Annotated in this window: 16 protein-coding genes; 1 reads left to right on the forward strand and 15 read right to left on the reverse strand. The window is 42.5% G+C overall.

The genetic code is table 11. From position 1 onward, the window contains the following. Window positions 1–12: 12 nt before the first annotated feature. The 6 genes from HDC92_RS16545 to HDC92_RS16570 form a co-directional block, all read right to left on the reverse strand. Window positions 13–1,665, reverse strand: a complete 1,653-nt coding sequence (locus HDC92_RS16545; protein WP_183876128.1) for a RagB/SusD family nutrient uptake outer membrane protein — start codon at window positions 1,663–1,665, stop codon at window positions 13–15. 42 nt (window positions 1,666–1,707) lie between these two features. Beyond that, window positions 1,708–4,635 (reverse strand): SusC/RagA family TonB-linked outer membrane protein, encoded by a 2,928-nt coding sequence (locus HDC92_RS16550; RefSeq protein WP_183876130.1) that lies wholly within the window; start codon window positions 4,633–4,635, stop codon window positions 1,708–1,710. Window positions 4,636–4,950: 315 nt separating this feature from the next. Further along, window positions 4,951–6,567: a glycoside hydrolase gene (locus tag HDC92_RS16555; RefSeq protein WP_255484561.1), complete on the reverse strand. Its 1,617-nt coding sequence runs from the start codon at window positions 6,565–6,567 to the stop codon at window positions 4,951–4,953. A gap of 50 nt (window positions 6,568–6,617) precedes the next feature. Continuing rightward, the gene (locus HDC92_RS16560) at window positions 6,618–7,811 is read right to left on the reverse strand and encodes an AGE family epimerase/isomerase (RefSeq protein ID WP_183876135.1); all 1,194 of its coding nucleotides are present in this window, start codon (window positions 7,809–7,811) and stop codon (window positions 6,618–6,620) included. Beyond that, entirely contained in the window at window positions 7,808–8,995 is a 1,188-nt protein-coding gene (locus HDC92_RS16565) for a glycosidase (RefSeq protein ID WP_183876137.1), read from the reverse strand. The genes HDC92_RS16560 and HDC92_RS16565 overlap by 4 nt, the downstream gene beginning before the upstream one ends. Window positions 8,996–9,044: 49 nt before the next feature. Then, entirely contained in the window at window positions 9,045–10,475 is a 1,431-nt protein-coding gene (locus HDC92_RS16570) for an MFS transporter (protein ID WP_183876139.1), read from the reverse strand. A gap of 177 nt (window positions 10,476–10,652) precedes the next feature. Here HDC92_RS16570 and HDC92_RS16575 point away from each other — a divergent pair, with 177 nt between their 5' ends. After that, entirely contained in the window at window positions 10,653–11,522 is an 870-nt protein-coding gene (locus HDC92_RS16575) for an AraC family transcriptional regulator (protein ID WP_015809785.1), read from the forward strand. A 15-nt stretch (window positions 11,523–11,537) separates the two neighbouring features. On the opposite strand, the gene HDC92_RS16580 is transcribed toward HDC92_RS16575, so the two are convergent. From HDC92_RS16580 to HDC92_RS16620, 9 genes are all read right to left on the reverse strand, one after another. Then, window positions 11,538–12,848, reverse strand: coding sequence for a TlpA family protein disulfide reductase (locus HDC92_RS16580; protein ID WP_183876141.1), 1,311 nt, complete (start codon window positions 12,846–12,848; stop codon window positions 11,538–11,540). 36 nt (window positions 12,849–12,884) lie between these two features. Further along, window positions 12,885–14,321, reverse strand: coding sequence for a RagB/SusD family nutrient uptake outer membrane protein (locus tag HDC92_RS16585; protein WP_183876143.1), 1,437 nt, complete (start codon window positions 14,319–14,321; stop codon window positions 12,885–12,887). Between the two features lie 47 nt (window positions 14,322–14,368). Continuing rightward, window positions 14,369–17,698, reverse strand: coding sequence for a SusC/RagA family TonB-linked outer membrane protein (locus HDC92_RS16590; RefSeq protein WP_183876145.1), 3,330 nt, complete (start codon window positions 17,696–17,698; stop codon window positions 14,369–14,371). A gap of 123 nt (window positions 17,699–17,821) precedes the next feature. Next, the gene (locus HDC92_RS16595; protein WP_183876147.1) at window positions 17,822–18,925 is read right to left on the reverse strand and encodes a FecR family protein; all 1,104 of its coding nucleotides are present in this window, start codon (window positions 18,923–18,925) and stop codon (window positions 17,822–17,824) included. Between the two features lie 68 nt (window positions 18,926–18,993). Beyond that, on the reverse strand, window positions 18,994–19,524 hold the full coding sequence (locus HDC92_RS16600; RefSeq protein ID WP_183876148.1) for an RNA polymerase sigma factor: 531 nt from the start codon (window positions 19,522–19,524) through the stop codon (window positions 18,994–18,996). Between the two features lie 190 nt (window positions 19,525–19,714). After that, on the reverse strand, window positions 19,715–20,845 hold the full coding sequence (locus tag HDC92_RS16605; RefSeq protein ID WP_183876150.1) for a TlpA disulfide reductase family protein: 1,131 nt from the start codon (window positions 20,843–20,845) through the stop codon (window positions 19,715–19,717). A gap of 36 nt (window positions 20,846–20,881) precedes the next feature. Continuing rightward, a complete protein-coding gene (locus HDC92_RS16610; RefSeq protein WP_183876153.1) occupies window positions 20,882–22,018 on the reverse strand; it encodes a TlpA disulfide reductase family protein in 1,137 nt (378 codons plus the stop codon). Window positions 22,019–22,051: 33 nt separating this feature from the next. Further along, window positions 22,052–23,023 carry a discoidin domain-containing protein gene (locus tag HDC92_RS16615; RefSeq protein WP_183876155.1) on the reverse strand — a complete coding sequence of 324 codons (972 nt, stop codon included), beginning with the start codon at window positions 23,021–23,023 and terminating at the stop codon, window positions 22,052–22,054. Between the two features lie 16 nt (window positions 23,024–23,039). After that, on the reverse strand, window positions 23,040–24,419 hold the full coding sequence (locus HDC92_RS16620; protein ID WP_183876157.1) for a RagB/SusD family nutrient uptake outer membrane protein: 1,380 nt from the start codon (window positions 24,417–24,419) through the stop codon (window positions 23,040–23,042). Window positions 24,420–24,429: the final 10 nt, after the last annotated feature.

Genomic DNA, 24,429 nt, shown 5'->3' on the forward strand with positions numbered 1-24,429 from the left:
TTAGGTTGAATGCTAATTGTCGTATCCCGGGTTTTGAGGGAAAGCACTTGCCCCACCAATAACCCTGTCTATCTGGGTTTGTGGAACAGGCCTCAACACATGATAGGATTTAATATTAGGTGCAGCAAGTGTATTGTATAGTTTCACGCGTTCCAATAATTTGCCTGTTCTTACCAGATCAAACCACCTCATATACTCCCCGTTAAGCTCCCTGGCCCTTTCATTCAAAATGAAATCTATGTTAAGGTCCGAAGCACTTACCTCCATGGCCTGCCTGTTAGCGGTTGTTACAGCAGGATCGGAAGAAACAATGGCAGCTCTTTTTCTCAGTTCATTCACATAGAACACCGCATCTCCAGCCTTGCCGTCCATCAGTAATGCTTCAGCAGCAATAAGATAAGTTTCACCTAACCTAAATATAAGCACATCTTTTACACCATTTATATTGTTAACATCAGCCCTTAATCCGTCTATGTGTTTTGAAGATTGGGGAAACAGGGTATTGTGTTGCTGACTGGGTGAGATGATCGTATATTTTGCGGCATTCCTTTGTGCCTGGGTAGGTTCGTAATCTGTCATCACCACGGCAGTATCACCCAATGCCATAGCTACAGTTTTACCACTGATGGTATAACTTCCTGGCTTGTTACAATACCATACCGTTTTAAACGACTTGCTAAAACGGGAGTCATATTGTTTGTTGTACAGTCCCAACATAAAATTGGTTGGCCTGAAATGATTGTAGGGCCGTCCGTTAGCTACATCGCGTACCATGCCCGGCTGGGAAGTATAATCTGTGGTAAAAAAGAGATGTGTCTGATTTCCAAGATTTCCAGCTGTACCACCGGTGAGCTGGTTCACATCATATTGACAGGCAAATATAACCTCGTTGTTCCTTCCTCCGGGCCCTTGTGCAAATATTGCTGCAAAATCGGGTAATAAAGAATATTTGCCAGATGCAATTACCTCTTTTGCCAGAGTTGCCGCTTTGGCATAATCTGTAGCTTCTTTAACTGCTGTACCGGCCCGGGTTAAATACACTTTAGCTAAAGCATGTTTGGCAGCAAGTGAAGTTGCCCGGCCATAGTCAGAGGTAGTTTCTGGTAAATTGGCTACAGCAAAAATCAGGTCATCAACAATTGCTTTGTAAACTTCAGCAATCGGTGTCCTGGTGGCCACACTCGAAGCACTTGTAGTTGGTGTCAAAGGCAGTGGAATAGCCCCATAGGTTTGAACAAGGAGAAAGAAATAATGAGCCCGCAAAAATTTGAGTTCACCGATTCTGGTGTTTTTTAATTGCTCAGTCATATTCACTTTTTCTGCCGCAGCCAAAACTGCATTACAGGTATTGATGGCCGTATAGGTTTGGTTCCAGCCATCTCTGACCACTAAATAAGATGAGTTCAGACCAGAAGTATAACCATTCATTGTGGCATCGGCAGCTCCATTGGTATATTCATCCCCATACATCGTTAACCAGGCTGACCCTTGCTTGCCATACCAGTTTCGCAGATAGCTGTAGCTGGCCTTTACCCCGTCTTCCACGCCGCTGGGTGTGGTATAATAAAGATTGGAGATTTGATTTCTAACATCTTCATCTAATAATTTCTGGCAGGAGGAAAAGAGCATTATACTGCCAATTATGGATACATATATATTTTTCATCTGTTTATAATTATTCATTATATTTTATTGAATTTTTTCAAATTAGAATTTAACATTTAATCCCAGTTGATAATTCACTGTTGCCGGATTGTCTAATATCTCAGGATCTATACCTGCATAATTTCTTACATAGGAAGAGAAAACAAAAGGGTTGGTGATGTTAAAATAAAATCTTAGCGATTTTGCCCGGATTTTTGAAGCGACACGCTCTGGCACAAGATAGCCAAAATTGATATTCCTGATCCGTACAAACGAACCATCAAAATACTTTAAGGAGCTTCCAAAGAGGAGCGAATTCACATTTTGATCGGCAATGGGCTGCGGATAAGCATTAGTTGGGTTTGTAGGCGTCCAATAGTCAACTGCAAGCTGGTTATACCTGCCTCCAAAAGCAATGGTATTGTTAGGAACGGTATAAAGGGGACTGGTTACCTTCTTGTTCTGAACCCCAACTACAAATACTGACAGATCAAATCCTTTAAATGAAAAGTTATTGTTAAAACCAAATGTAAACGTCGGATCAGGGGAACCAAGGATTACCCTGTCATCAGGTGTGATTTTCCCATCTCCATTTTGATCTTTTACCCTGATTTGTCCTACTTTGGATCCTTGCTGAGCGGCTAGTGTCTCTTCCCCCTTCTGCCAGATGCCTATCTTTTCGTAGTCATAATACACATTCAGCTGTTTTCCTATGAAGCGCGCACTGCCGACATCATCTACTTTACCTAAAGACAGTTCAAGGATCTTTCCTTTATTGTAACCTGCTGTAATGTCTGTGCTCCATTGAAACCCGCCGTCAGACATGATGTTTTGGGTAGACAACGAAAAATCAAGTCCCCTGTTCTGTGTTGATCCTATATTTGTGGTTACAGATTGAAAACCTGTAGATCCTGGCAGTGCAAAAGGAAGCAATAAGTCAGTGGTTTTGGTCTGGTATACCTCTATAGTTCCGCTAATTCGTTGATTTAGAAATCCGAAATCTATACCTATGTTGGCCGTAGCAGAGGTTTCCCATTTAAGGTCTTTGTTGGCTATGCCATTGGGCGCATAACCAAAAGCTGCTTTCCCATCAAATTCGTAAGCTGTTTTACCTAAAAGTGCTAAAGTTTGATAAGAGTTGATCCCCTGGTTTCCGGTCAGCCCATAGCTCAGTCTTAGCTTAAGGTTACTCAGGTACGGGACATTCTTCAAAAAACTTTCCTCTGAAATGTTATAGGCAACTGCTGCCGATGGGAAAAAGCTCCATTTGTTGCCTGGTGCAAATCTTGAAGATCCATCAGCCCTTCCCGTGAGCGTTACCAGAAAGCGATTGTCAAAGCCATAGTTGATCCTTCCCATATAAGACAGGATATTCCATCTGGAGTAACCACTGCCTACTCCTCCAATAATACCTGCAGAACCCAGATTAAAATAGGTTACAGTCTCCACCGGCAAATCGCTTACACTGATATTGGTACTTTCATTTCTTCGTTCCTGAATGCTGTATAAAGCCGTTAAATTAAGCTTATGTTTTTTGTTAAATACTTTATCATAGGTCAATTGGTTGTCCAGGGTATAGGAGAACCAATAATTTTCAGAGGTACTGGCCGTTGGTAATATCCCCACGGGGATGTTTGTGGAGTTAAAATTGCCCACTCTTGCCGTACGGATATCCGGGCCAAAATTAATCCTGTATTTAAGCCCTGGTAATAACTCTGCCTCAGCAAACAGGCTGGCCAGAATCCTGGTGTCTTTTTCTATATTGATAAACTTATCCTTCTCTTTAGAGGCCAGTGGATTAAACATTGTGGGATCGTTAATGGGATAGGGTATAAATTTACCGTCACTATCATAAGGCACGCCCAAAGGTGAACTGATCAAAGAGTTAAGATATGGGTTATAACCCGCTCCATTATTTACAGCATATGAAGTCAAAATCGACAAGCCTGTTTTTATGCGCTTACCCAGGTTTTGGTCCAGATTAACCCGTGCGGTATAGCGGCTATAATTCTGACCAACAAAATAACCCTCATCATTAAAATAACCCAGTGACAGGTTGTATTTTGTATTTTCTGTTCCCCCAAGCATCCCTAGTTCGTGGTTTTGGGTATGGCCTTTTTTAATCAGTAAATCCTGCCAATTGGTATAGCGCCCTAAGGCTATGGATTCCCGTTCTATCGGATCTTTAAATATTAATGTCTCATCTGTTCTCCCGATAGCTGCTGCGGCATCTCTCATGTACTTTACAAAACCCTCTCCTTCAAATACATCTGCCTTTCGCACCACGTCTGTAATGCCATAATAGGCATTGTACCTCACACTGGTTTCTCCCGCCTTGCCTCTGGCAGTGGTTACCAGAATTACCCCATTGGCCCCTCTTGAACCATAGATAGCTGTTGCAGATGCATCTTTTAGCACCTCCATCGACACAATATCGCTCGGGTTGATGTCGCTGATACCATCATTTAAAGGCATACCATCTACCACGAACAAGGGAGCATTACCAGCACTGAAAGATCTGTTACCGCGAATGGTAATGTTTGGAGTGGTACCTGGCTTGTTGGCACCCGTGGTTACATAGGCCCCTGGAACCCTGCCCTCTACCAATTGCGCAGCATTGGTTACTGGAACTTCTCTCAATGTTTTTTCCTTTATAGAGGAGATGGATCCTGTAATATCCCTTCTGCTCTGGGTACCATATCCGACCACCACTATCCCGTCCAGACTGCTGTCGTCTTCCTCGAGCGTAACATTAATTACATGACGCCCCTTTACAGCTATTTCCTGGGTTTTCATTCCAATAAAAGAAAAAACAATAATGGTATTTTCATCAGGAACATTTATGGAAAAGTCTCCTTCACTGTTGCTTAATGTACCTCCCTTAACGCCTTTTATAGTTATGCTTACACCAACCAAAGGCATCCCTTTTTCATCAATAATTCTCCCGGAAACAGAGGTGTTTTGGGCATAGCCCATAGTGTAGCAAAGCATGAAGAGTATCAGTAAACTTCGCTTACACCTATTCTCCAAAAAACTGTGTAATTTTTTTTTCATATCGTTATACTTGGTTATATAATAATCCATAAAGCCAGAAAAGATTGGCAAATCTGAGCTCGAGTTTTGCGCAGACCTTTTCTCTAAGATGTTATGGGATCATCCAAACTTAGGTAAGCTTTTAGCTAATTTGTAATACATTTTTAACGTTTTTAAGTACAAAAACATCAGTTAGCGCTATTAATTGCAATTTATAGTATCCTGATTTCATCATGGTGCAAAAGCCTATTTCTCAAAAACTGCTGAACAATATTATTTTTGGAATATCTCGGGATATTTTCTAATGAAATATACCGGTGTACAACTCCAGGCATGGCAATAACTATTGATTGGAAAGAAACCATACGGAGATAGGTAATCGTCGGAAGGATCATAAACTTCCCAAAACGTGTCAGCACCCTTTTTAACCATTCCCCCCCAATAATCTAAAATTAAGTCTTTTGCCTCCCTGCCCATCCCCGATTTTATCATCGCCTCAACAACATAATGATAAAGGTAGGCTGCGCCCGGTTTTACCACATCTTTTATTGCAGCCAACGCCTCAAATGCGCTTTGGCCCTCCTTTTTAGAAGCTACCCCACTGATGACCATCCAGGCCTGGGAAGCATAAGAAATTTGCTTTTTAGGCCCACTTTCGAATAGCCTCCTTTGTTTGTTAAATAAGTTTTTCCTGGCGGCGGCAGTCATTCTGGCAATGAGAGCTGGCAAATGGCTAACCTCGCGCTCCTTTCCTAAACGTCTTGCCAGCTCGTATGTCTGTGCCAGGGAGTATATAACGATCCCCTGAATGGAGGCCTGGCGATCTAGCGCCTTGTTCCAATCTACAAACAGCCACCAGTTGTCTTTCATTGCCTGCCGATCATCGAACATCCCATCGCGCTTTAAATGGACTAGCGGACTCTCGGCCTGTTTCTTCACTACAGGCCACAAATCTAAAGCCGTACCCCGGTCACCGCTAGCATCAAGATAGTCCTTAACCGCAACATTATATAACAATGCATAATCGAAAAGGAAGGAAATTCCTGCCTGTGGATGTGGCTCGGGATTTTCAAATACGCTTGGATACAGATAACCATCGTCCCTGCTTAAACCAGCAAGCAGATACAAACAACGTTTGGTTAAATCATGCTTTTTGAAAGATTGGTTATTAGCCAGTGCCTCCAGATAAAGATCTCCGATCCATAGTCGCCTGTCCCTCTTTGGACCATCCTCGTACACTGTTTGCATACATTCTTTAAGCGTTGCAAGCCCAACGCTATCAATTTGGGCAATCATTGAATTGGTACCTGCAGCAAGCGAAACAGGCTGTACGTTGACAGAGGTGGTTGACTTCAGCTCCATGTCGGCAATTGCAAAATCAAAAAATGCCGAGCTCCCAAGCAAATCAATTTTAAGATACCTAAACGCAACACGGCGTGGAAGCGTTACTCTGGCAGGAACGTCCATAACAGTTATGATTTCATCCTGCAACCAGGCGCGGCTTAAACCTCCCTTATACTGCTCAAACGGAGTAACAAGCTCAGAAGGTACTTCGCCGAAAGTGAACCTGAAACGCAGCGGCGCGTCTGGGGTTCCATGTATAGCTTTTATGGTGATGATAAAATATCCTGTGAGATGTGTTTTAAAATCAACAACAATCCCTGATTGCTTTTTGAAAGATGAGCTATACAATTCGGATACAGGCTGGTTTCCTTCGCTCCTCCAACCCTGGAAAGAACGTTCATCCTTCACTATCTTAACTATCGAAACCGGCTTTTTAACCTGCTCAAAAAGTTTTGGTTTGCTTGCCTCCGCTTTTTTTAGCCAGTCTTTACGCTGCAGCATAAAAACGTCTTTTGCAAGCTCTTGTCCTGCTAAGAATTGGCTCATGCCCAATAAAATCAAAAGTAAAAGTTGCTTTTTCAGGTTCGTCATGATGATCAGGAAAAATCGAAATTGACACCAAGGCGGCGTATCATCTCCAGGCAGGCCCTGCCATTATGATAGGGACACTTCCATAAACCAACTTTATATTGTTCAGGCATCAGGGAAAGATCTTCATTTACACCCCAAAACCACTCTCCTTTTTGTGTATCGATAATGTGCGCTTTTGTAAACTCCCAGCATTTTAAAAATTTATCGTAGTAGGTCTGTTCTTTCGTAAGCTGAAAAGCATTAAAAAAACCTACCATGGCTTCGGCTTGTACCCACCAATGTTTTTCTCTGCTCCAATTGGATGGTTCAAACTCATAGTTTAGCCCTCCATTTTCATCTAGCCCTTGAATAGATGCCATGGCCATCTTTACTGCTACATCTTTAAATTGCCAGATCATGTTTTCATCTCCCAAAGATTCCGCTGCTTCCAGCAAAAGCCAGGAAGCCTCTATATCGTGTCCAAAAGAAATTGCCCGGGATTTTGAATGCCAGCTTTCGTCAAAAAAAAGCATCAGATGATGGGTATCTCTGTCAATAATCTTATCTGTAAAAACACCAAGCAAATTACGGATCTGCCTGCCCAATCCCTCATCGGGCCAAACAGTGTAAAGACTGGTATATGCCTCTAAAACATGAAGGTGTGTATTCATAGTCTTTTTTTCGTTGGCATCCTTATCACTTAAACGTTGGTCTGTCAATTCTGACCACTGGCAGGAAAAAGCTTCAACATATCCATTATTTATGGGGTCGAAGCTATGTTTCTCTATATCAGCATAAAGAATTTTAGCCAGGGCCAATGCCTCTTCCTCTTTGCTCGCCTTATAAAACTCTGTTATCCCATACAGGGCAAACGCTAGTGCATACATCTGTTTTTTGGTATCTGCTGGTTTGCCCTGAAAATCTACAGACCAATATACTCCTCCAAATTGTTTGTCCACAAAGTGGTCTCTTATATAATCATAGCTTCTTCTGGCCAGATGTAAACTTTCGGGCCAGCTCTTGTAATTATAGGCGGCAGAGAAAAACCAAAGGATGCGGGAGTTTAACACAACACCTTTATCTGCTTTTTCAATAGCATTATTGTCATTATCAACTTGTCCATAAAAGCCTGTATGCACTTTGTCTACTGTATATGTAGCCCAGTAGTTCAGCATACCGGTCAGTTCCTTTTCAAACTCTTGTATAAGAATTTCGCTCATATTTTAGAAAAGCTGTGTATACTGTTTTTATCTATTAACCCAACAATATTCTTTATAGATTTAGCGGAACTTAACCCGTCTTCCGGTGTATTCACTACGTAATCTATCAGTTGTTCAACTGTAGATGTAGCAACGTGCATCCGGGTATCAGATGAAGCGTAATATATATAAATTTTTTCATCCTGATCTGCGATCCAGCCATTACAAAAAGTAACATTAGAAACATCCCCTACTCTTTCTTCTCCTTCAGGGGCAATAAAATAACCTCCTGGTTTATAGATTACTTTTGTCAGATCATCTAAATCGGTCATAAACATATATAACACATATCGCAACCCTGCCGCCGTATTCCTTACGCCATGGGCTAAATGCAACCAGCCCTTGTCTGTCTTTATTGGAGCTGGCCCTTGTCCATTTTTTGCCTCGTAAACAGTATGGTATTCTTTTTTATAAAAGATAGCTTCATGCGTTATAGTTGCATTTTCTATGTTATCTGCCAGTCCAAAGCCTATTCCACCTCCTGTTCCGGCCTCTATAAAACTATCTTGCGGACGGGTATAAAAGGCATACTTTCCCCCCACAAATTCAGGATGCAGCACAACATTTCTCTGTTGAGGCGAGGGCGTTTTTAAATCCGGTAAGCGATCCCATTTTTTGAGGTCTTTTGTCCTGATGATCCCACACTGTGCCAGGGCCGAGGTTTGATCGGACTCCGGAGCTGAAGGATCTCTTTTCTCTGTACAGAACAAACCATATATCCATCCATCTTCGTGCTTGACAAGCCGCATATCATAAACGTTGGTATCTGCATGCTCATCGGTGTCAAAAACTATCGGAGCGTTCCAAAATTCAAAGCCATCAATACCATTTTCACTTTCAGCTATGGCAAAAAAAGATTTTCTGTCAGCCCCTTCTACACGGGCAACCAGGATGAACTTACCATTGAACTTTATTGCCCCGGCATTGAAAACAGCATTGAATCCTATGCGTTCCATAAAATACGGATTAGCTTTCGCGTCGAAGTCGTACTTCCAGGTTAAGGGTATATGTGCAGCCGTTAATACCGGATATCTATACCGGTCGAATATGCCATTCCCCCCGGTTTCAATTTGATTCTTTTGGTGGATAAGTGTCTGATGTACTTTCTGAAGTTGCTCTAAACGATTCTTAAAAATGGATGTCATGCTTTTTTATATATAATACATTTATATCTATACCTTCGCAGTTGACCTTTTAGGCTATGCGTTCGTTTTGTATCGCGATGTTGATGTGCTGTTCCTTTGTTCTTCCTTCCTCCAGTGCGTCAATTACAGAAACCATTAAGGAATCACTTAACTTGTAAAACAGGATAAATATGGCGGACAGTAATGCCCCGGTTGCAGGAATGAAGCTTAGCATGGTTCTTATGCCGGTTTGTGTTTCGATGGTCTGAGCAGCATTGGCTTCAAATCCATAGATGGCGAGCAACCAGCCCGTCAGCGCCCCACCTAATGTCCAGCCCAGCTTCTGGGACATGGATGAGGAGGAGAAAATCAGTCCTGTTGCCCTGCGGCCGGTTTTCCATTCAGAATAATCGGCAATATCTGCATACATAGACCACAATAACGGAAAAATACTTCCGGCGCAGATACTTATCAAAAACTGAAAAAAGAAGATCAAAAAGAGATCAGTTTCTTTAAAGGCATAAAATATACAGCTCAGGATGGCGGCAACCAGCATTGCAAAGAAAAAGGTATTCTTCTTGCCTATTTTGTCAGATACCGGCTTGGCCAATACGACACCAACAATATTGGCCGCCTGACCCAATACCAGGTAAAGGGTACTGTAATTAATCGGCGCATTTATCAAAGGTAGCTGAAAGGCTTCCTGGGCCTTGAAATAATACTTAAAATAATAAATAGCCGACCCATCACGTAACGAATTGAATATCAATGTAGAAACCCCGGCACCTAACAATACAAACCATGGTTTGTTTGTTGCCAGATTTTTTAAATCTGTTTTTAGGGAGGTTTTCTGTTCTTTTGGGGGGTAAATCCTTTCCCGTGTCCAGGCAAAAGTCAGATAAAACAAAACAACAGCTATAACAGCATACAGGATCATGGTTAGCGACCAGCCTTTTTGGACATCTTCAACTGTTCCTGCTTTACCAAACCAGCCCACCAGGGGCTCTGCTGTTGCCAGTACAAGAATACTCCCTGCAAAAGCAAAAATAAACCTGAACGTGGATAAAGTGGTACGGTCCTTAACATTTGAGGTCATTACGCCCATTAGTGAGGCATAAGGTACATTGATAGCAGAATATACCATCATCATTAAAGTATAGGTAAGATATGCATAAATAATCTTGCCACTCACATCCAGATCGGGCGCTACAAATGTCAGTACGCCGATGATTCCAAAAGGAATGGCCATCCACAAAAGATAAGGTCTGAACTTCCCCCACCTTGAATTCGTCATATCGGCAACAATACCGACAATAGGATCAAGAGCGGTGTCCCAGATCCTGGTAATCAGGAACATCGTACCAACAACGGCTGCCGAAATACCAAATACATCCGTATAATAATAAAGTAGGTAAACAGAAAATATTTTCCAGAACATGGATGATGCAAAATCACCGAACCCATATCCGATTTTCTCTTTTAATGTTATTTTTTCGCTCATACTATTTATAGATCGTATTGTTTTGGCAACAACAATTCAAATGTAGCCCAACGAATTACATATCTATCAATACTTTTTTAACAAATTATGATACAAAAAGACAAGTCTGTGCTTAATGACTTGTCTTGATAATAATTTATTTTTAATTTACAAATACCAAACTACTCCAGTTCTCTTATGAATATTCAGCGAGAAATTACCCCTTTGACGCAAAGTGATTGCTTTACCTTGTTTTCAAGACGTAAAAAGCAATTTGACTTCCCTCTGCACTATCATGAAGAGTACGAGCTTAACCTGATTCTCAATGCAAAAAATGCAAAAAGGATTGTCGGCAACCATATTCACCTCATAGATGACCTAGAACTTGTATTTGTAGGCCCCAATCTCAGTCATGCGTGGTTTACACATGAATGTAAATCTTCGGAGATTATTGAAGTCACCATTCAGTTTCACAAGGATTTTCTGGACGAAACGATCTTGAGAAGAAATCAGTTGAGCTTTATCCGAAACCTCTTCGAAAGATCAAAAAAAGGCATTGCCTTTTCTACTGAGACCATTAAAGCCATTAAACCGAGAATACTCGATCTATGCCAGAAAAACGGCTTCGATTCGGTTCTCGAACTGCTATCGATTCTGCACGATTTGTCCATTTCCAGAAATATGGTGACTCTATCTGATGCGGCTTTTATCAACCAGCATTCCAGTTACAATAGTAGAAGGATCGAAAAGGTATTTGAATACCTAAATGCCAACTACAGTAAGCAGATTACTTTAGCTGATGTAGCCAAAATCACCAACATGCCTGATGTATCATTTAGCCGCTTTATCAAAAAGAGAACCGGAAAGACATTTATCGATAGTCTGAATGAAATCAGGTTAGGCCATGCCAGCAGATTACTTATAGATACCACCACTACAATATCGGAAATAGCCTATAGCTGTGGCTTCAATAATATATCCAACTTCAACCGCATTTTTAAAAGGAAAAAGAATACAACTCCAAAGCAGTTCAGAGATAATTATTCCGGAACCAGGGTTTTTATTTAAATCAAATTGTTCAAATCACTGATCGTCACTGATCACCAGGGCTTCAATTTCCCTTTCCTGTAATGAAAAGATAAAACCATGTTTACTTAAAGCATAACTTAATTTTTTCCAGTCCTGGATGTTTGTGTCAATTTCAATATTTCCCAGTTTATCTGTAAATCCCGATTCATTTACAATGGGATAAGAAAGCCCGCTATAATAGCCAATTCTCCCAATGAGTGCATTTAACAGCTCCTGCAAGGTAACTGCATTTAGTTTCAACATGCCATCATTGGTGTTTAAAACCTGTGTACCCTCTTTATACGCAGTAACAGGGAATTCCGATCTGGAAACAACCAGGCATGTTTTCTTTACTTTTTCCCGGCTAACTTTTAATTCAAAATACCGTTGCAGGTCGCTTTTCAGAATGTCTTTTAATTTCTCTGTTGAGAAAACCTTTTCGGCAGTAAACTGTATGGTATAAAAATTTTCAGGCCTCACCGCATCATTTACTTTGTTTACCAGTTTGGTTGTATCTGCTGCCTTTAATATAACCTGGCTATAGGGTACACGCAGCTGGTTCCCAATCCTGTCGACCCCCTTCCCATAAAGCATCCTGAACATATCCACCACTGTGGTATTACTGATTACGGCATAGGATGCATTGGCGTCTTTAACTTTTCCTGCCATGAAAACCCCCATCTGGTTCAATATGTTATTCCTGATTACCGTACGGCTTAAGACATCTTCTTCCGGCCCCCCATTGCCATTTATAAACAAGGGCCTGCTCCATTTTACGGGTACCTGAACATCGTTTTTTTGACGGATATCCATTTCTTTTCCCAGGATCATATTTTCAATGGTCTCATGGTTCAGAAACTGGGCCATAGAAATATATTTAACTGTCCCAACCTGATCAATCCATACCAAATGTGGGACACTTTGGTGAGGAAACATGGCATTTACCACTTTATCCTGATAAACAGTAGGCAGTGTCATCTGCATCTCGAAGGTCTTTGACCACCTTTTGATCAATGCCCGTATCGTAGCCTCATCATCCAGGTCATTTATCAGCAGAATCTGGATGTTATCCTTAAATTTTTCCTGCAACTTCATCAGTTTTGGCCAGGAGTCAATACAAGAGGTACAGCCACGGTTCCAGAAATCCAGAATCAGGATCTTACCCTTAAAATCTGTCAATCCAACGCTCGGCCGCGGGAAATTGATCAGCCTGGTTAAGGTATGCCCCGGAATTTTTGTCCCGATCGTAACCGCTGTATTTTGTGTAAAAGCATTGCCTCCGGCCAGTATACCTACTGCCAGGAGGATCAAAAGTTTAAATCTCATGATATTTTATATGATAGAATAAGACGTTCCTGTTATTTACTGGTATCCCTTGTTTTGCACCAGGTTTGGGTTGTTTGCCAGTTCCGTTTTTGGGATAGGATAAAATACATCTGTACTTTGCCAGTTACTCCCTCTTAATGCGCCCATTACCGACTCAGCCTTATGGGTCCTTTTCAGGTCTAACCAGCGGTGCCCCCATTCAGCAAACAGCTCATATTTTCTTTCCTTTTCTACTGCAAGCAGCGCATCGGTCTGACTTAATGTCGGCAAAATATCAGGCAGTGGATTAGGGCCTGCAACACCGGGAAGGGGCCTGGCACGTTTGCGCAAAACATTCAGGTCCTGGACTCCAGTTTCCACATTACCCTGGTTAATACGGGCTTCGGCCCTGATGAGGTATTGTTCGGCTAAGCGCAGTACCATCGAATATTCCGTTACCACAGTAGCTCCTGTTTTAACCTTGTATTTGAATGCATATTTCCAGCTGCCAGCTGCATTGGTAAAGGTTCCGATCCATTTTTGTGCACGCTGGTCATTCGGATCAAAGGAACTGGTTAAATTGCTGCTCAATATTACAGCGGTACTGGCACCCGGCGCAGCAGTTAAAATAAAAAGCTGGCCCTCTCTGGTATTTACCCCGGTACTGGCTGGTGCAGCAAACTGTAAGATCGCTTCTTCACTATTCTTTAGAAATGCCTGGTTCAGGTCGGACTGTATTTTGTACAGATTTGTTTTTTGGATCACCTCGGTAGCTTGCTTTTCTGCATTTACCCAGTCTTCCTGGTATAAATAGACCCTGGCCAGCAGGGCTGTCGCCGCCCATTTGTTCGGCCTTGTTCTTTCAGCAGCCGGGTAACTCTCGGGCAATAATGCTTTAGACTTCAACAGGTCTTTAACCATACAGGTATAGATCTCTGTTTTGGAACTTGCCCGGGCAATGGCATTGACTCTGTAATCCGTGGTTAAAATAACAGGCACCTCACCAAAAAGGTTACTCAGATAAAAATGGCAAAATGCACGGATAAACAAAGCTTCGCCTTCAAGCTGGCTTTTCATGTCCGCAGAAACCAGGTCAGACTTTTGCAGGTTCTCCAATACAGCATTTGCATAATAAATGTACTTATAAGGCTCCTGCCATAATCCGGTCCGTAAAATACCATTATCCGGCAATAAATTATTGCTTGCAAACTGGACGTCCATCATACTGGAGGTATTGTAGTTTATAAATTCATCTGATGATTTCCCGGCCAATAAAGTTACACTGCTAACATAACCGCTTGCGAAACCATTTGCGGTCATCATCCGCGCATATATGCCCCTTATGGCAGAAGAAGCCATATCATCACTTGTAAATACAGTCTCACTCACAATCTGGTCGACAGGGGGATCAATCTCCACAAATCCTTTACATCCGGCTGTCAGTATGACCAGACCCATCACCATTGGTCTGATCAGTAGGTTTAAATTTTTCATTGGAATATATATTTGTTTTTAATGGTAATCGTTAAATGGATCAATCGTTACAGGCTTACCTGGATACCAGCCGTTAAAGTGGTTAAACTGGGTAAGCTTTTGATATTTAGCACTTCAGGGTCTCCTTTGTATTTGGTAAGGGTAAACAGGTTTTGCCCCTGCAGGTATAATTTAAGCCCCTTTAGCCGCAATCGCCGGCTCCAGTCTGCGGGCACATTCCAGGAGAACGATACATTCTTCAGCCTGATGAACGATGCATCGCTGAAATAATCTGAACTCAGCGTGTAATAGAACCTTAATCCGGGACCATCAGCGACGAGCGACTGGCTAAACTTCTGGACACTGCGCTCATCACCCTGCTTTTGCCACCTTTCCATAACTTCAGCCGATTGGTTACCCATAGCACCCGGAATGCCGTACAGGCTTATTGGATTCCTTGCCGTTTTGCTTACAAATTGAAAGAAAACATCCAGCTGGAAGCTTTTATAGGTAAAACTGTTTTGCAGACCACCAAAAGCATGACTTTCCAGCCCTTTATCTGCTGTTTTTTTATCTGCTTCATCCAGGTCGTTCCCGTTTCCGTCCAGATCTTCAAAAGTATACAAACCGTTTTGCGGGTCAACCCCTAAATAGTGATAGCCTATAGGAGTATACAAAGACTGCCCAACAGTATAAGCACTTGCATAAGCGGAGCCTGCAATATTGGGATACGAAACCAGTTTATTGCGGGGAATGGTTAAATTAAATGCAGTTTTCCAGGTAAAGTTTCTTCCTGAAACATTGCTGGTGTTGAGCTCAAACTCCAGCCCCGTGTTTTGCACAACTGCCGGCAGGTTATATTGTATGCTTGTGAAGCCTGTAATATCCGGGAGTGAATAACCGACCAGTTGATTGGATGACCGGTTTCGGTACCAGCTTATCGTAAAAAAGAGCTTGTCGCGAAGAAAACCCAGGTCAACTGCGGCTTCAAGCTTCTTGTTATTTTCCCAGGCATAATCGGGATTCGCCAGTCTGGTTGGGGTAAGCCCTGCTCCACCCTGATAAGGCTGGGAAGCCGAATACGTATCCAGGAAGCCATAATCGCCTATCTTATCACTTCCCGTGAGACCGTAACTTGCCCTGAACTTTCCAAAGGAAAGAAAGGGCAGGCTGGATTTAAATGCCTTTTCTTCCGAAAAGATCCAGGCAGCACCTACAGCCCCAAAGTTTGCAAACTGTTTTCCGGGGCCAAACCTGCTCGACCCATCCCTTCTGGCAGTAAGGTTTAGAATATATTTGTCCTGATGGTTGTAGTTTAAGCGTGCAAACAATGCATTGTACTTATACTGACTGCCTGAAGATGTGCCTGTTTTGGTTGGTGCAGCAGAGATGCTTTTCAAAAGCAGGTCGTTGGTGTACCCCGTACCGACAACCGCCTCTGTTTTTTGATCGTCCTTCTGAAAAGTACTGCCCAGTAATATTTCCAGACGCCCCTTAAAAACCTTAGGGTTCCAGATCAGCTGGGGTTCAACAATCCAGGTTTCAATGGTATTATTTGACAGGTAATTAGAACCCAGCGGGGCTGTTGCCGGATTACCCGCCTTAACCGGATTTAGCAGGTTTTCCCTTAACCTGATATTGGTATAGCCCAAATTACTTTTAATGATCAAACCTGGGACAGGTTCATAGCTCAGTACAGCACTCGACATGAAACTGACCGACCTGCCCTGGTAAACATTTCTTATTGCGGCCATCGGGTTTGTCCATGTTGCGGCACCGGTGCTGTTATAGTCCCAGTTTAAATCACCATTGTCTGTATAGGGTTCAGGTGCATTGGGGGCTAACAGGATATGATTGGTCAGATCAACCCTCGGTAGATTATTGTTATCCAGCAAATAAGATGATGAAAAATTTGCTTTAAACTTTTTATTCAATGAAGCGTGACCCGCGGTTAAACTTGCCGATCCTTTCTGATCCGCAAAATTGCCCGGAAAAACGGTCGATTGCCTGTTGTAATTGCTTCTGAAGGCAACCTGGGTAAGTTCATTGCCGCCATTTATGGAGGCCGAGATATTGGTAAGCTGTGCCGTACCACCGATAAGTACATCCTGCCAGTCGGTATAACGATGCTGGTCCCAGCTGCCATTCAGGTCGTAATCTGTTAAGCCTGGACTTATCCCGTCATTTTTAAATGCCTCATTACGCATTTCAAGGTATTGCGAAGTATTTAAAAGATCGAGTATCGTACTGACTTTCGAAATGCCGGTATAAATATTGAAGCCTACTTCCGTTTTTCCGTTCCTAGCAGATTTTGTTTTGATCAGCACCACCCCATTGGCACCCCTTGAGCCATAAATGGCAGTTGCATCTGCATCTTTCAACACCTCGATACTTTCAATGTCGAGGGGGTTCAGGTAGTTTAAGGGGCTGCTGCCTGCTAAAATTGAAACACCCATACTGTTGTTGGTGAGCGGGGCAGAGGGATAAGGTACGCCATCAACCAGGTATAAGGGGTCCCTGGCATCCGACCTTAAGCTATTCCTCCCCCTTATTTCTACATTGACGTTTCCTCCGGTTACGCCGGAACTCTGTGCTATATTTACCCCGGCCATCCTGCCTGTTAACGCAGTCAGCGGATTACCAACCGGCTGTGCGGCAATTATTTCGTCAGACACACGGGATATTGCACCGGTACGTACTTTATTTTTAACCGTATAATAGCCGGCATTGATCTCCACCTCTTTTAAATCGTCAATAGCCAGAATCAGCTTAATGGTGCCCAGACTTTTCTCAGCTTTGATTTCTTTGGTCTCAAAGCCAAGATAGGAAACGAGCAGGATAGCATTTTCGGGCACCTGTTTCAGTTCAAAATTCCCCACTGCATTTGTTGAAGTGGCCATAGTGCTCCCTTTAACTTTAACAATTGCACCCAACAGGGGTTCATCCCGGTCGTCCACCACACGCCCCTGTACATCAATGCTAAGAAAAAAATCATGGACCGAATCCAGGATGAGCTTCGCCTTATCTATAAGGGATGGGTTTATCGCTTTAATTACGATGGTCCTGCCCCTGATGGCATACGTTAAATTTAATCCTCTCAGGCTTTGGTTTAGCACTTCGGTTACCGGCACATTTCTAAAATTAGCGGTAATCACTGTATGGGTATTGATGTCCTGTTCCGGCCACACTACATGATAGCCCGTCTGGGCCTTTATTTCCTTAAACAGCTGGAGTAATGTGGTGCTTTTACGAACGTAATTCAGCTTCTGACCAAAACCGGAAGCACTTACCTGAAGCATCGATGCGATTAAAATTACGGTGGTCAGTCGCATAATCAATAGAATCTTATAGATATGCCTTTTCCGCATATCCGGATTATTGGTATAAAATATATACATTTGTTTAGTCTGTAAATTTGTAAATTGATGTAATAGATTCGCTTTTATTTCATAGCAATACAGGCATGAGCCAGAAGAGTCGAGACTTCTGGCTCTGTTGTGTATTACCGTTTTTATATCTGTTTAATTCACGGTAATCCTCCTTCCTTCTACTTTAAATTTTACTTTCCCTGTTAATTCGAGCATATCCAGCACCTCTGAGACCTTGCCAAACCTGGATATGCTGCCACCGAATGGTACGTTACCAACGTTTTTATTTTCATAAACAACGGTAACATCATACCAGCGTGCAATTTTGCGCATGATACTTTCCAGTCTTTCATTGCTGAATGCAAATTCCCCGTTTTTCCATGCAATAACTTCCTCTGCCTCCACTTTGCTAACCTCAATCCTTTGCCCCTCATTAAAGCCCTGTTCGCCTGGTTTAAGCATCGTCCCCCCGTTCTGCAATAGCGGGACAGAGAGGCGCACTGAACCCTCAAGCAGCGTTGTTTTGGTATTGGGCTCATCTGCGTAACTGTTGATGTTAAAATGGGTACCCAGCACGCTTACTTCCTGCTGAGCTGTTTTTACTATAAATTTTATGCCCTGCGGAGATTTGATCCGGGCCACTTCGAAATAAGCTTCACCGGATAAACGGACGATTCTTTCCTTAAGACCTGCAAAGCTTGAAGGAAATTTAAGTGTAGAACCCGCATTGAGCCATACCCGGGTACCATCAGGCAGGCTAACCTGATAAGTACCGCCCAGCGGTGTACTTACCTGTACTTCATTTAATACCATGTTTTGGGGCGATGCCAGCACAGTACCATCATTATAGGTTAAATGATCCCCCTCAATTACGACACCTGTTTTTGTACTGCTCAATGGAATAACTTTTCCACTGCTTAAGGTAAGCGTGGCTTTATTACCACCAGGGCCGATGTCATTACGGTAAGCTTTTGACAATGGCCCTTCTCTAAACAACAGCACAGATATGCCAAGCAGCAATAATATGGCCGCAGCAATACCGGCCAACTGCCAGTTTCTGTTGATCTTTTTTACAGGTACTTCAGCCAGAATGGAGCGCATAACTTCTCTATTGGCCCGCTCAATCCTTGCCGCGGAAGGGCTAACGCCATCTGCTTTCCAGTGCAGAAACCAGCTTTCTACCAATGCTTTTTCTTCAGCAGTGCAAACACCCTGGCTGTATTTATCGAGTAAATCTTCTGTTGGCTCCCTTTTCATTGTCAATTATAAACTATGCCTTTTATAACAATGACGAAGAACCGGGGGGCAGGGGGGCAATTAGCAGATTAAAATTTTAAGCGTAGAATTTTCAGGGCACGTTTAATATGTGACCTGACGGTTTGCTTTTGGAGGCCAAGCTGATCTGAAATCTCCTGATGCGATAAATCTGAGCTTCGGCTCAACAGGAATACTTCCCGCATCTTTATAGGAAGGGCATCGATTTCCTTTTCAATTAAGGCCGCAAGTTGTTTCTCCCTAACCAGGTGATCTGCCATGATATTGTCTGCTTCAAAAGTATCCAGTTTCTCAAGGTATTTTTTATGTAAACCATTCCGTCTTGTTAAATCGATCATTTTATTGCGCACCGAAGCATATAAATAGGACGAGATGGAAGTGGTAATGTTCAGGGATTCCCTCGAATTCCAGAGCTGGGCAAACACCTCCTGTACAATATCCTGCGCATCATCCTGATCGTGCAGGCTTTTTGAGATGTAGACAAACAACAAATTTCCATATCTGTTATACAGCGCTTTAAAAGCAAAAACATTTCCCTCCTTTATAAGGCCGGTAAGCTGTTCGTCTGTTTGACAATCCATATTGTGCTTGTAATGATCTCCCTTTTTGTGAAGCTATACAAAATCAACAATACAAACCAAAAAACCCGGGCGTTATTTTTAATTCCGGTTTAACCTGGGCCTGTACTTTGCAAAAAAAAGACCCTTATTTAAAAAGACACAGATTACGTCTTTTTAAATAAGGGTCTAATGCTTATACTGATTTTATCTGCTAACGGATCAGTTTCGCAAGCTGCTCATTTACATCTTCACCCCTTAGGTTCTTCGCTATGATAACGCCTTGTGGGTCGATCAGAAAGTTTTGAGGAATGGCAGAGATACCATATTGAACTGCAATTTCACTCTTAAAGCCCTTCAGGTCACTCACCTGTATCCAGGGCATGCCATCATGCTTTACAGCATTAAGCCAGGCGGCTTTGGTTTCATCCAGAGAAATCCCTACAATTTCAAATCCCTTATCTTTTAACTGGTTATAAGCTTTTAGCAAATGTGGATTTTCTGCACGGCAAGGCACGCACCAGCTGGCCCAGAAATCGACCAGTACGTATTTTCCTTTTAATGAAGAAAGCTTAAATTCATTGCCTTTATCGTCTGTTTGCGTAAAGTCTACAGTTTTACCAATGGATATTTTCTTTGCCTTTTCAAATTTGGCAGTTAATTTCTGACCAGTAAAACTGGCCAGTACTCTTTTGCTTAATGGATTGTAATAAGCCCCAAAAACCTGGGGATCGATTACTGCGGTCTTTTCTGAAGCAATCAGATCAAGCGCCACATAGGAATCCGGGTGACTAAAAATAAAGGAATCCAATGCCGCTTCGATTTTGGCATGTACTGGTCTTGCTTCGGCCTGAATCTTTTTGATCGTTACCGTATCTTTCACTTTCGCATAATAAACCTTGGTAAACCGCTGGGTGATCTCTCTGAACTGGGCCAACAGGGCCTGTGATTTAGACTTCCATAATAAAAAATCCTTTTGCGCCTGCGCTCCCGTTATGCTTGCTTTGGCCAGGCTATCTGTACCCGTTACTTTATACATGCCCTTTTCCAGGTAAAACTCCTGGTAATCAGATTGACCGACACGTCGGATAGTATCCTTTTTTACAGGCATTAGTGTCAGATACGCTTTATTACCAAAAGCTGTAGTACCGCTGATCAGGAATTTACCGTTTTTTACCAGGGCGCTGTCTTTGGTATCTTTACCCTCGCTGTTTTTGTAGCTGAGCATTACCATCTTATCCTTACCTGCTTGGGAAAGCTGGCCCGATATTTCAAATTTATCCTGCGCCAGGCAAAAACTTGCTGGCAGTAGCAGGAGCGCAATAATAATTATTTTAATATTCATAAGTAGTTTTTTATGTGTTAGAAGGTCAAAATGAATTTATTTAATCAATTCCTTCAATTTATCTGTAAGCGCCTCGCCCCTCAGATTTTTAGCAATGATTACCCCCTGCGGATCAATCAGCAGATTTTGTGGTACTGAATTGATGCCGTACATCAGGGCCACCTCATTTTTCCAGCCTTTCAGGTCGCTCACCTGGATCCAGGGTAAACCGTCTTTTCTAACCGCTTCTGCCCAGGCCGCTTTACCACCCGGGTAATCAAGCGATACGCCTACAATCTCAAAGTTCTTTCCTTTTAGTTCATTATATGCCTTTACCACATTAGGGTTTTCTGCACGGCATGGGCCACACCAACTGGCCCAAAAATCTACCAGTACATATTTTCCCCTTAAAGAAGAAAGCGTAAATGGTTTACCGTTAAGGTCATTTTGTGTAAAATCTGTTGCTTTAGCACCGGTCTGGCGCCGCTTACCAATTTCTAATTTCTCTATGGTACGTTTACCAAGTGGAGAGGATTTTAAAACAGTTGAAAAACGGTTAAATAAGGGCTCTTCCTTCGCCGGATCAAATTTATTGTCGAGCACATACATATTGAAGGTGTAAAGTCCCATGAAAGAATTTAAATGCGTTTCTGCAAACCTATGGTTGATGTCCTTATTCATTGCCACCAATTTTTGAATGCTGTCTCCCGCTTTTTTACGTTCTTCCAATGATTTAATATAATATCCGTCTGCGGCTTTTTTTCCAAATTCATCTTGCAGCTTTATGATCTTAGCGGTAACTGGCTTTATCATGGCTTCTCGCTCTTCATTTTCACGATTAGCAACCGAGCCGGTAATTTTAGCATTACTGATTAAATCTGTTCCAACTATTTCAATTTTGGAGTTCTCAATGAAAAAGCCCAGCGCATCACGTTGTCTTCCTGAATCTGCTGCACCATTACGCCTGACGGCCAGGATTGCATTCTGAGGTTCATTCACACTCCCGGTAAACTGGAACTTACCATCTTTGATTTCAGCAGAGTCTGTTTCCTTCCACGCATTGTTTTTTAAAAGAACAAGATAAGCTTTGGCCTGGCCTTTAACAGCCGGCAATTTTCCTGTTATGGTGTAGTTTTTTTGAGCTGCTGCCATAAAAGGCAGCAGTATCAAAACTGAAAATATTGTTTTTTTCATTTTTCTATTTTTATAGATTAAGAGTTATCTTTTTTAATTTAACAGTAAAATGCCGCCCACAAAACCTATGTTATAAGTGATTGTTGCTGATGCTACATATGGATTTGCTGCCAAAATGGTAAAGCGTAAGTATCTGGCTGTTGTTAATGAAGGCAAAGTTATAGTGTGCATTCTAGCAGTATTGTTGACATTGATTGCATACGTACCCTTATCTGTCCAGGTTATGTTATCTATACTTGTTTCCACTTTAGCAGAGGTTGTCTGAGCTCCATTGGCAGCGGTTAAGGCCGTCGGAAAAAAATAGTCTAATCCAGGAAAGGTAACATTTCGTCCATAATCAATGGTCAGGAATTGTGGCAGCGGCACCGTGTTAGAACTTGCCCAAAATGTTGTACCTGTAGCTGCATCAATTGCTCTGCTTGCTACGTTAGTTCCAAATGTAGAAGATGCAGTAGCAGTAGGAGTATATCCGGCATGGCTCATATAACGTGGTTCTTTTGTATTAAAAACATAATAAACCACTTTGCGTGTCTTTGGATCCTGTGGTATGCCATCTATAGATGCAATGGTTAGCGGCAGCACATAAGTGCTGAAAGGCTGTAGTGTAGTCTGAAAACTAAGATTCAGTACCGCTGCTTCTGAAAGGTTGGCCCCGGCAGCAATGGCTACCGTTGGCTTATAATAAAGATAGCTTTTTGTAGGAAGTAAAAGAGCGGTATTGCCATATTTTAGCTTATAATCTGCTATTTTAGTCGTATCAGTAGCAAAGGTCACATAATGAACATCCGAAGACGAGCTACCTTGTAGCGCCGCTTTCATTTCCACGCTAACTACAGACACATTTCTGATATCGAAATCTCTCGCCACTACATCTGTTGAAGCCGGCACATCAAAAGTTACCCTACCTTCTGGCAAGGGTTCGCGGCCAGTTTTGTCTTTTTTGCAAGCCATAAACAATAGCACTACCGTGCATATTGCCAATAAATTTAATTTGTATGTCTTCATCTCTTAAATTTTATAGTTATGGATTTTGGGGCATATCCGGGTTAAAGGCAATCACCTGAATAGGGATTTGCAGCGTGTATCTTGGGCTGTTCGGCTCAAGCGTGGCAACTACTGTGTTCTGTGCATTGGTGCGGATTACTACTGACATCCTGTTCTCCATATCAAATCTCCGCATATCAAACCAGCGTAAGCTATGGAAAGGTAATTCACGTCTTCTTTCGGCCAGCACTTCGTTAAACACAGCACTCTGACTTGATGAAGTAAAATCCCTGCTCTCAATTGGCGTACCCGTATACCTGTTCCTGCGCACCTGATTCAGGTGGCCAAGTGCCGTAGCCAGGCCATTCGGGGCAGTACTTCGCGCCGCACATTCTGCTGCAATTAAGTGCATTTCCTGAACAGTTGTACCGGAATTGGTTAGCTGGAAAGTTGGTGTAACTGCAGCTGCGTAAAACGCAGTCGCCCCTCTTACGGTACTGGTCCAGCTCGAATAAAAAATTGTTCTCCTTGTGTCGTTGCCCGCAAACGAGCCTTTCAAATCTAAGGTTATCGGGATACCAGCAGCAGCATATCCCTTACCATAAATTGCGTCCGGATGAGACACTACATTTTGCGTGGTGGGAAAGGAAGCAGGGGTGGTATAATCAATCATTGTGGCACGGGTATTGGCCAGCGCCAGCTCAGCATAACGCAGCGCTTCACTATATTCCCTTCTGTATAAATAAATGCGTGCCAATACACTGTATGCGGCAGCCTTAGAGCCACGAAACCTAGCGCCACTGTTGTCAGCAGGAAGGTTCGGGATAGCCACATTGATATCATCCAGGATGTGTTGATAAATTTCAGCCGTTGTAGCTCTTGGGGGTGCTTTTTGACTTACATTGTCTGAAGTGACAAAAGGCACAGCCAAATCGGTGGATGCGGTTGCCGCGTCGTAGGGCTTGGCATATTCATTCACCAGGTAAAAATACGAAAATGCACGGCCAAGTAAGGCTTCCGCCTTAAGACTGTTCTTCTGTGATGCAGTCCCACCCTCAGCAGCGTCAATACCTAACAACACGGTATTATACAGACTAATACGTTGATAGTGGTCAGCCCATAAATAGGCCGGTGCTGTTACATCATTTGTAAACTGTGGCGCCCAGGTATAAACAAAGTCGGCAAGGCTAATTGGCGGAGTATTAACGCTTAGGTAATCTATATTGTCTGTCATATAATCCAAATAAGGACTACTCATCTCAGTTGTAAACGTTTGTGCGTTCAACCAAAGATCAAAGTCACCCGTTGTTTTCAGCAATTGCTTGCCCTTTGGTTCAACATCCAGATATTTATCGCAACCGCTAAAAACCATGCAGCAAACAAGCAATTGGGCGGCTATATATTTAAATTTCTTCATCAGTATAAAA

Source organism: Pedobacter sp. AK017, from assembly GCF_014200825.1.
In the GTDB taxonomy this organism is placed as follows: Bacteria; Bacteroidota; Bacteroidia; order Sphingobacteriales; family Sphingobacteriaceae; genus Pedobacter; species Pedobacter heparinus.

Excerpts from the sequence above, each read along its gene's own strand:
- HDC92_RS16545 (WP_183876128.1), bottom strand. The coding sequence starts at position 1,665 with ATGAAAAATATATATGTATCCATAATTGGCAGTATAATGCTCTTTTCC.
- HDC92_RS16550 (WP_183876130.1), bottom strand. The coding sequence starts at position 4,635 with ATGCTTTGCTACACTATGGGCTATGCCCAAAACACCTCTGTTTCCGGG.
- HDC92_RS16555 (WP_255484561.1), bottom strand. The coding sequence starts at position 6,567 with ATGAGCCAATTCTTAGCAGGACAAGAGCTTGCAAAAGACGTTTTTATG.
- HDC92_RS16560 (WP_183876135.1), bottom strand. The coding sequence starts at position 7,811 with ATGAGCGAAATTCTTATACAAGAGTTTGAAAAGGAACTGACCGGTATG.
- HDC92_RS16565 (WP_183876137.1), bottom strand. The coding sequence starts at position 8,995 with ATGACATCCATTTTTAAGAATCGTTTAGAGCAACTTCAGAAAGTACAT.
- HDC92_RS16570 (WP_183876139.1), bottom strand. The coding sequence starts at position 10,475 with ATGAGCGAAAAAATAACATTAAAAGAGAAAATCGGATATGGGTTCGGT.
- HDC92_RS16575 (WP_015809785.1), top strand. The coding sequence starts at position 10,653 with ATGAATATTCAGCGAGAAATTACCCCTTTGACGCAAAGTGATTGCTTT.
- HDC92_RS16580 (WP_183876141.1), bottom strand. The coding sequence starts at position 12,848 with ATGAGATTTAAACTTTTGATCCTCCTGGCAGTAGGTATACTGGCCGGA.
- HDC92_RS16585 (WP_183876143.1), bottom strand. The coding sequence starts at position 14,321 with ATGAAAAATTTAAACCTACTGATCAGACCAATGGTGATGGGTCTGGTC.
- HDC92_RS16590 (WP_183876145.1), bottom strand. The coding sequence starts at position 17,698 with ATGTATATATTTTATACCAATAATCCGGATATGCGGAAAAGGCATATC.
- HDC92_RS16595 (WP_183876147.1), bottom strand. The coding sequence starts at position 18,925 with ATGAAAAGGGAGCCAACAGAAGATTTACTCGATAAATACAGCCAGGGT.
- HDC92_RS16600 (WP_183876148.1), bottom strand. The coding sequence starts at position 19,524 with ATGGATTGTCAAACAGACGAACAGCTTACCGGCCTTATAAAGGAGGGA.
- HDC92_RS16605 (WP_183876150.1), bottom strand. The coding sequence starts at position 20,845 with ATGAATATTAAAATAATTATTATTGCGCTCCTGCTACTGCCAGCAAGT.
- HDC92_RS16610 (WP_183876153.1), bottom strand. The coding sequence starts at position 22,018 with ATGAAAAAAACAATATTTTCAGTTTTGATACTGCTGCCTTTTATGGCA.
- HDC92_RS16615 (WP_183876155.1), bottom strand. The coding sequence starts at position 23,023 with ATGAAGACATACAAATTAAATTTATTGGCAATATGCACGGTAGTGCTA.
- HDC92_RS16620 (WP_183876157.1), bottom strand. The coding sequence starts at position 24,419 with ATGAAGAAATTTAAATATATAGCCGCCCAATTGCTTGTTTGCTGCATG.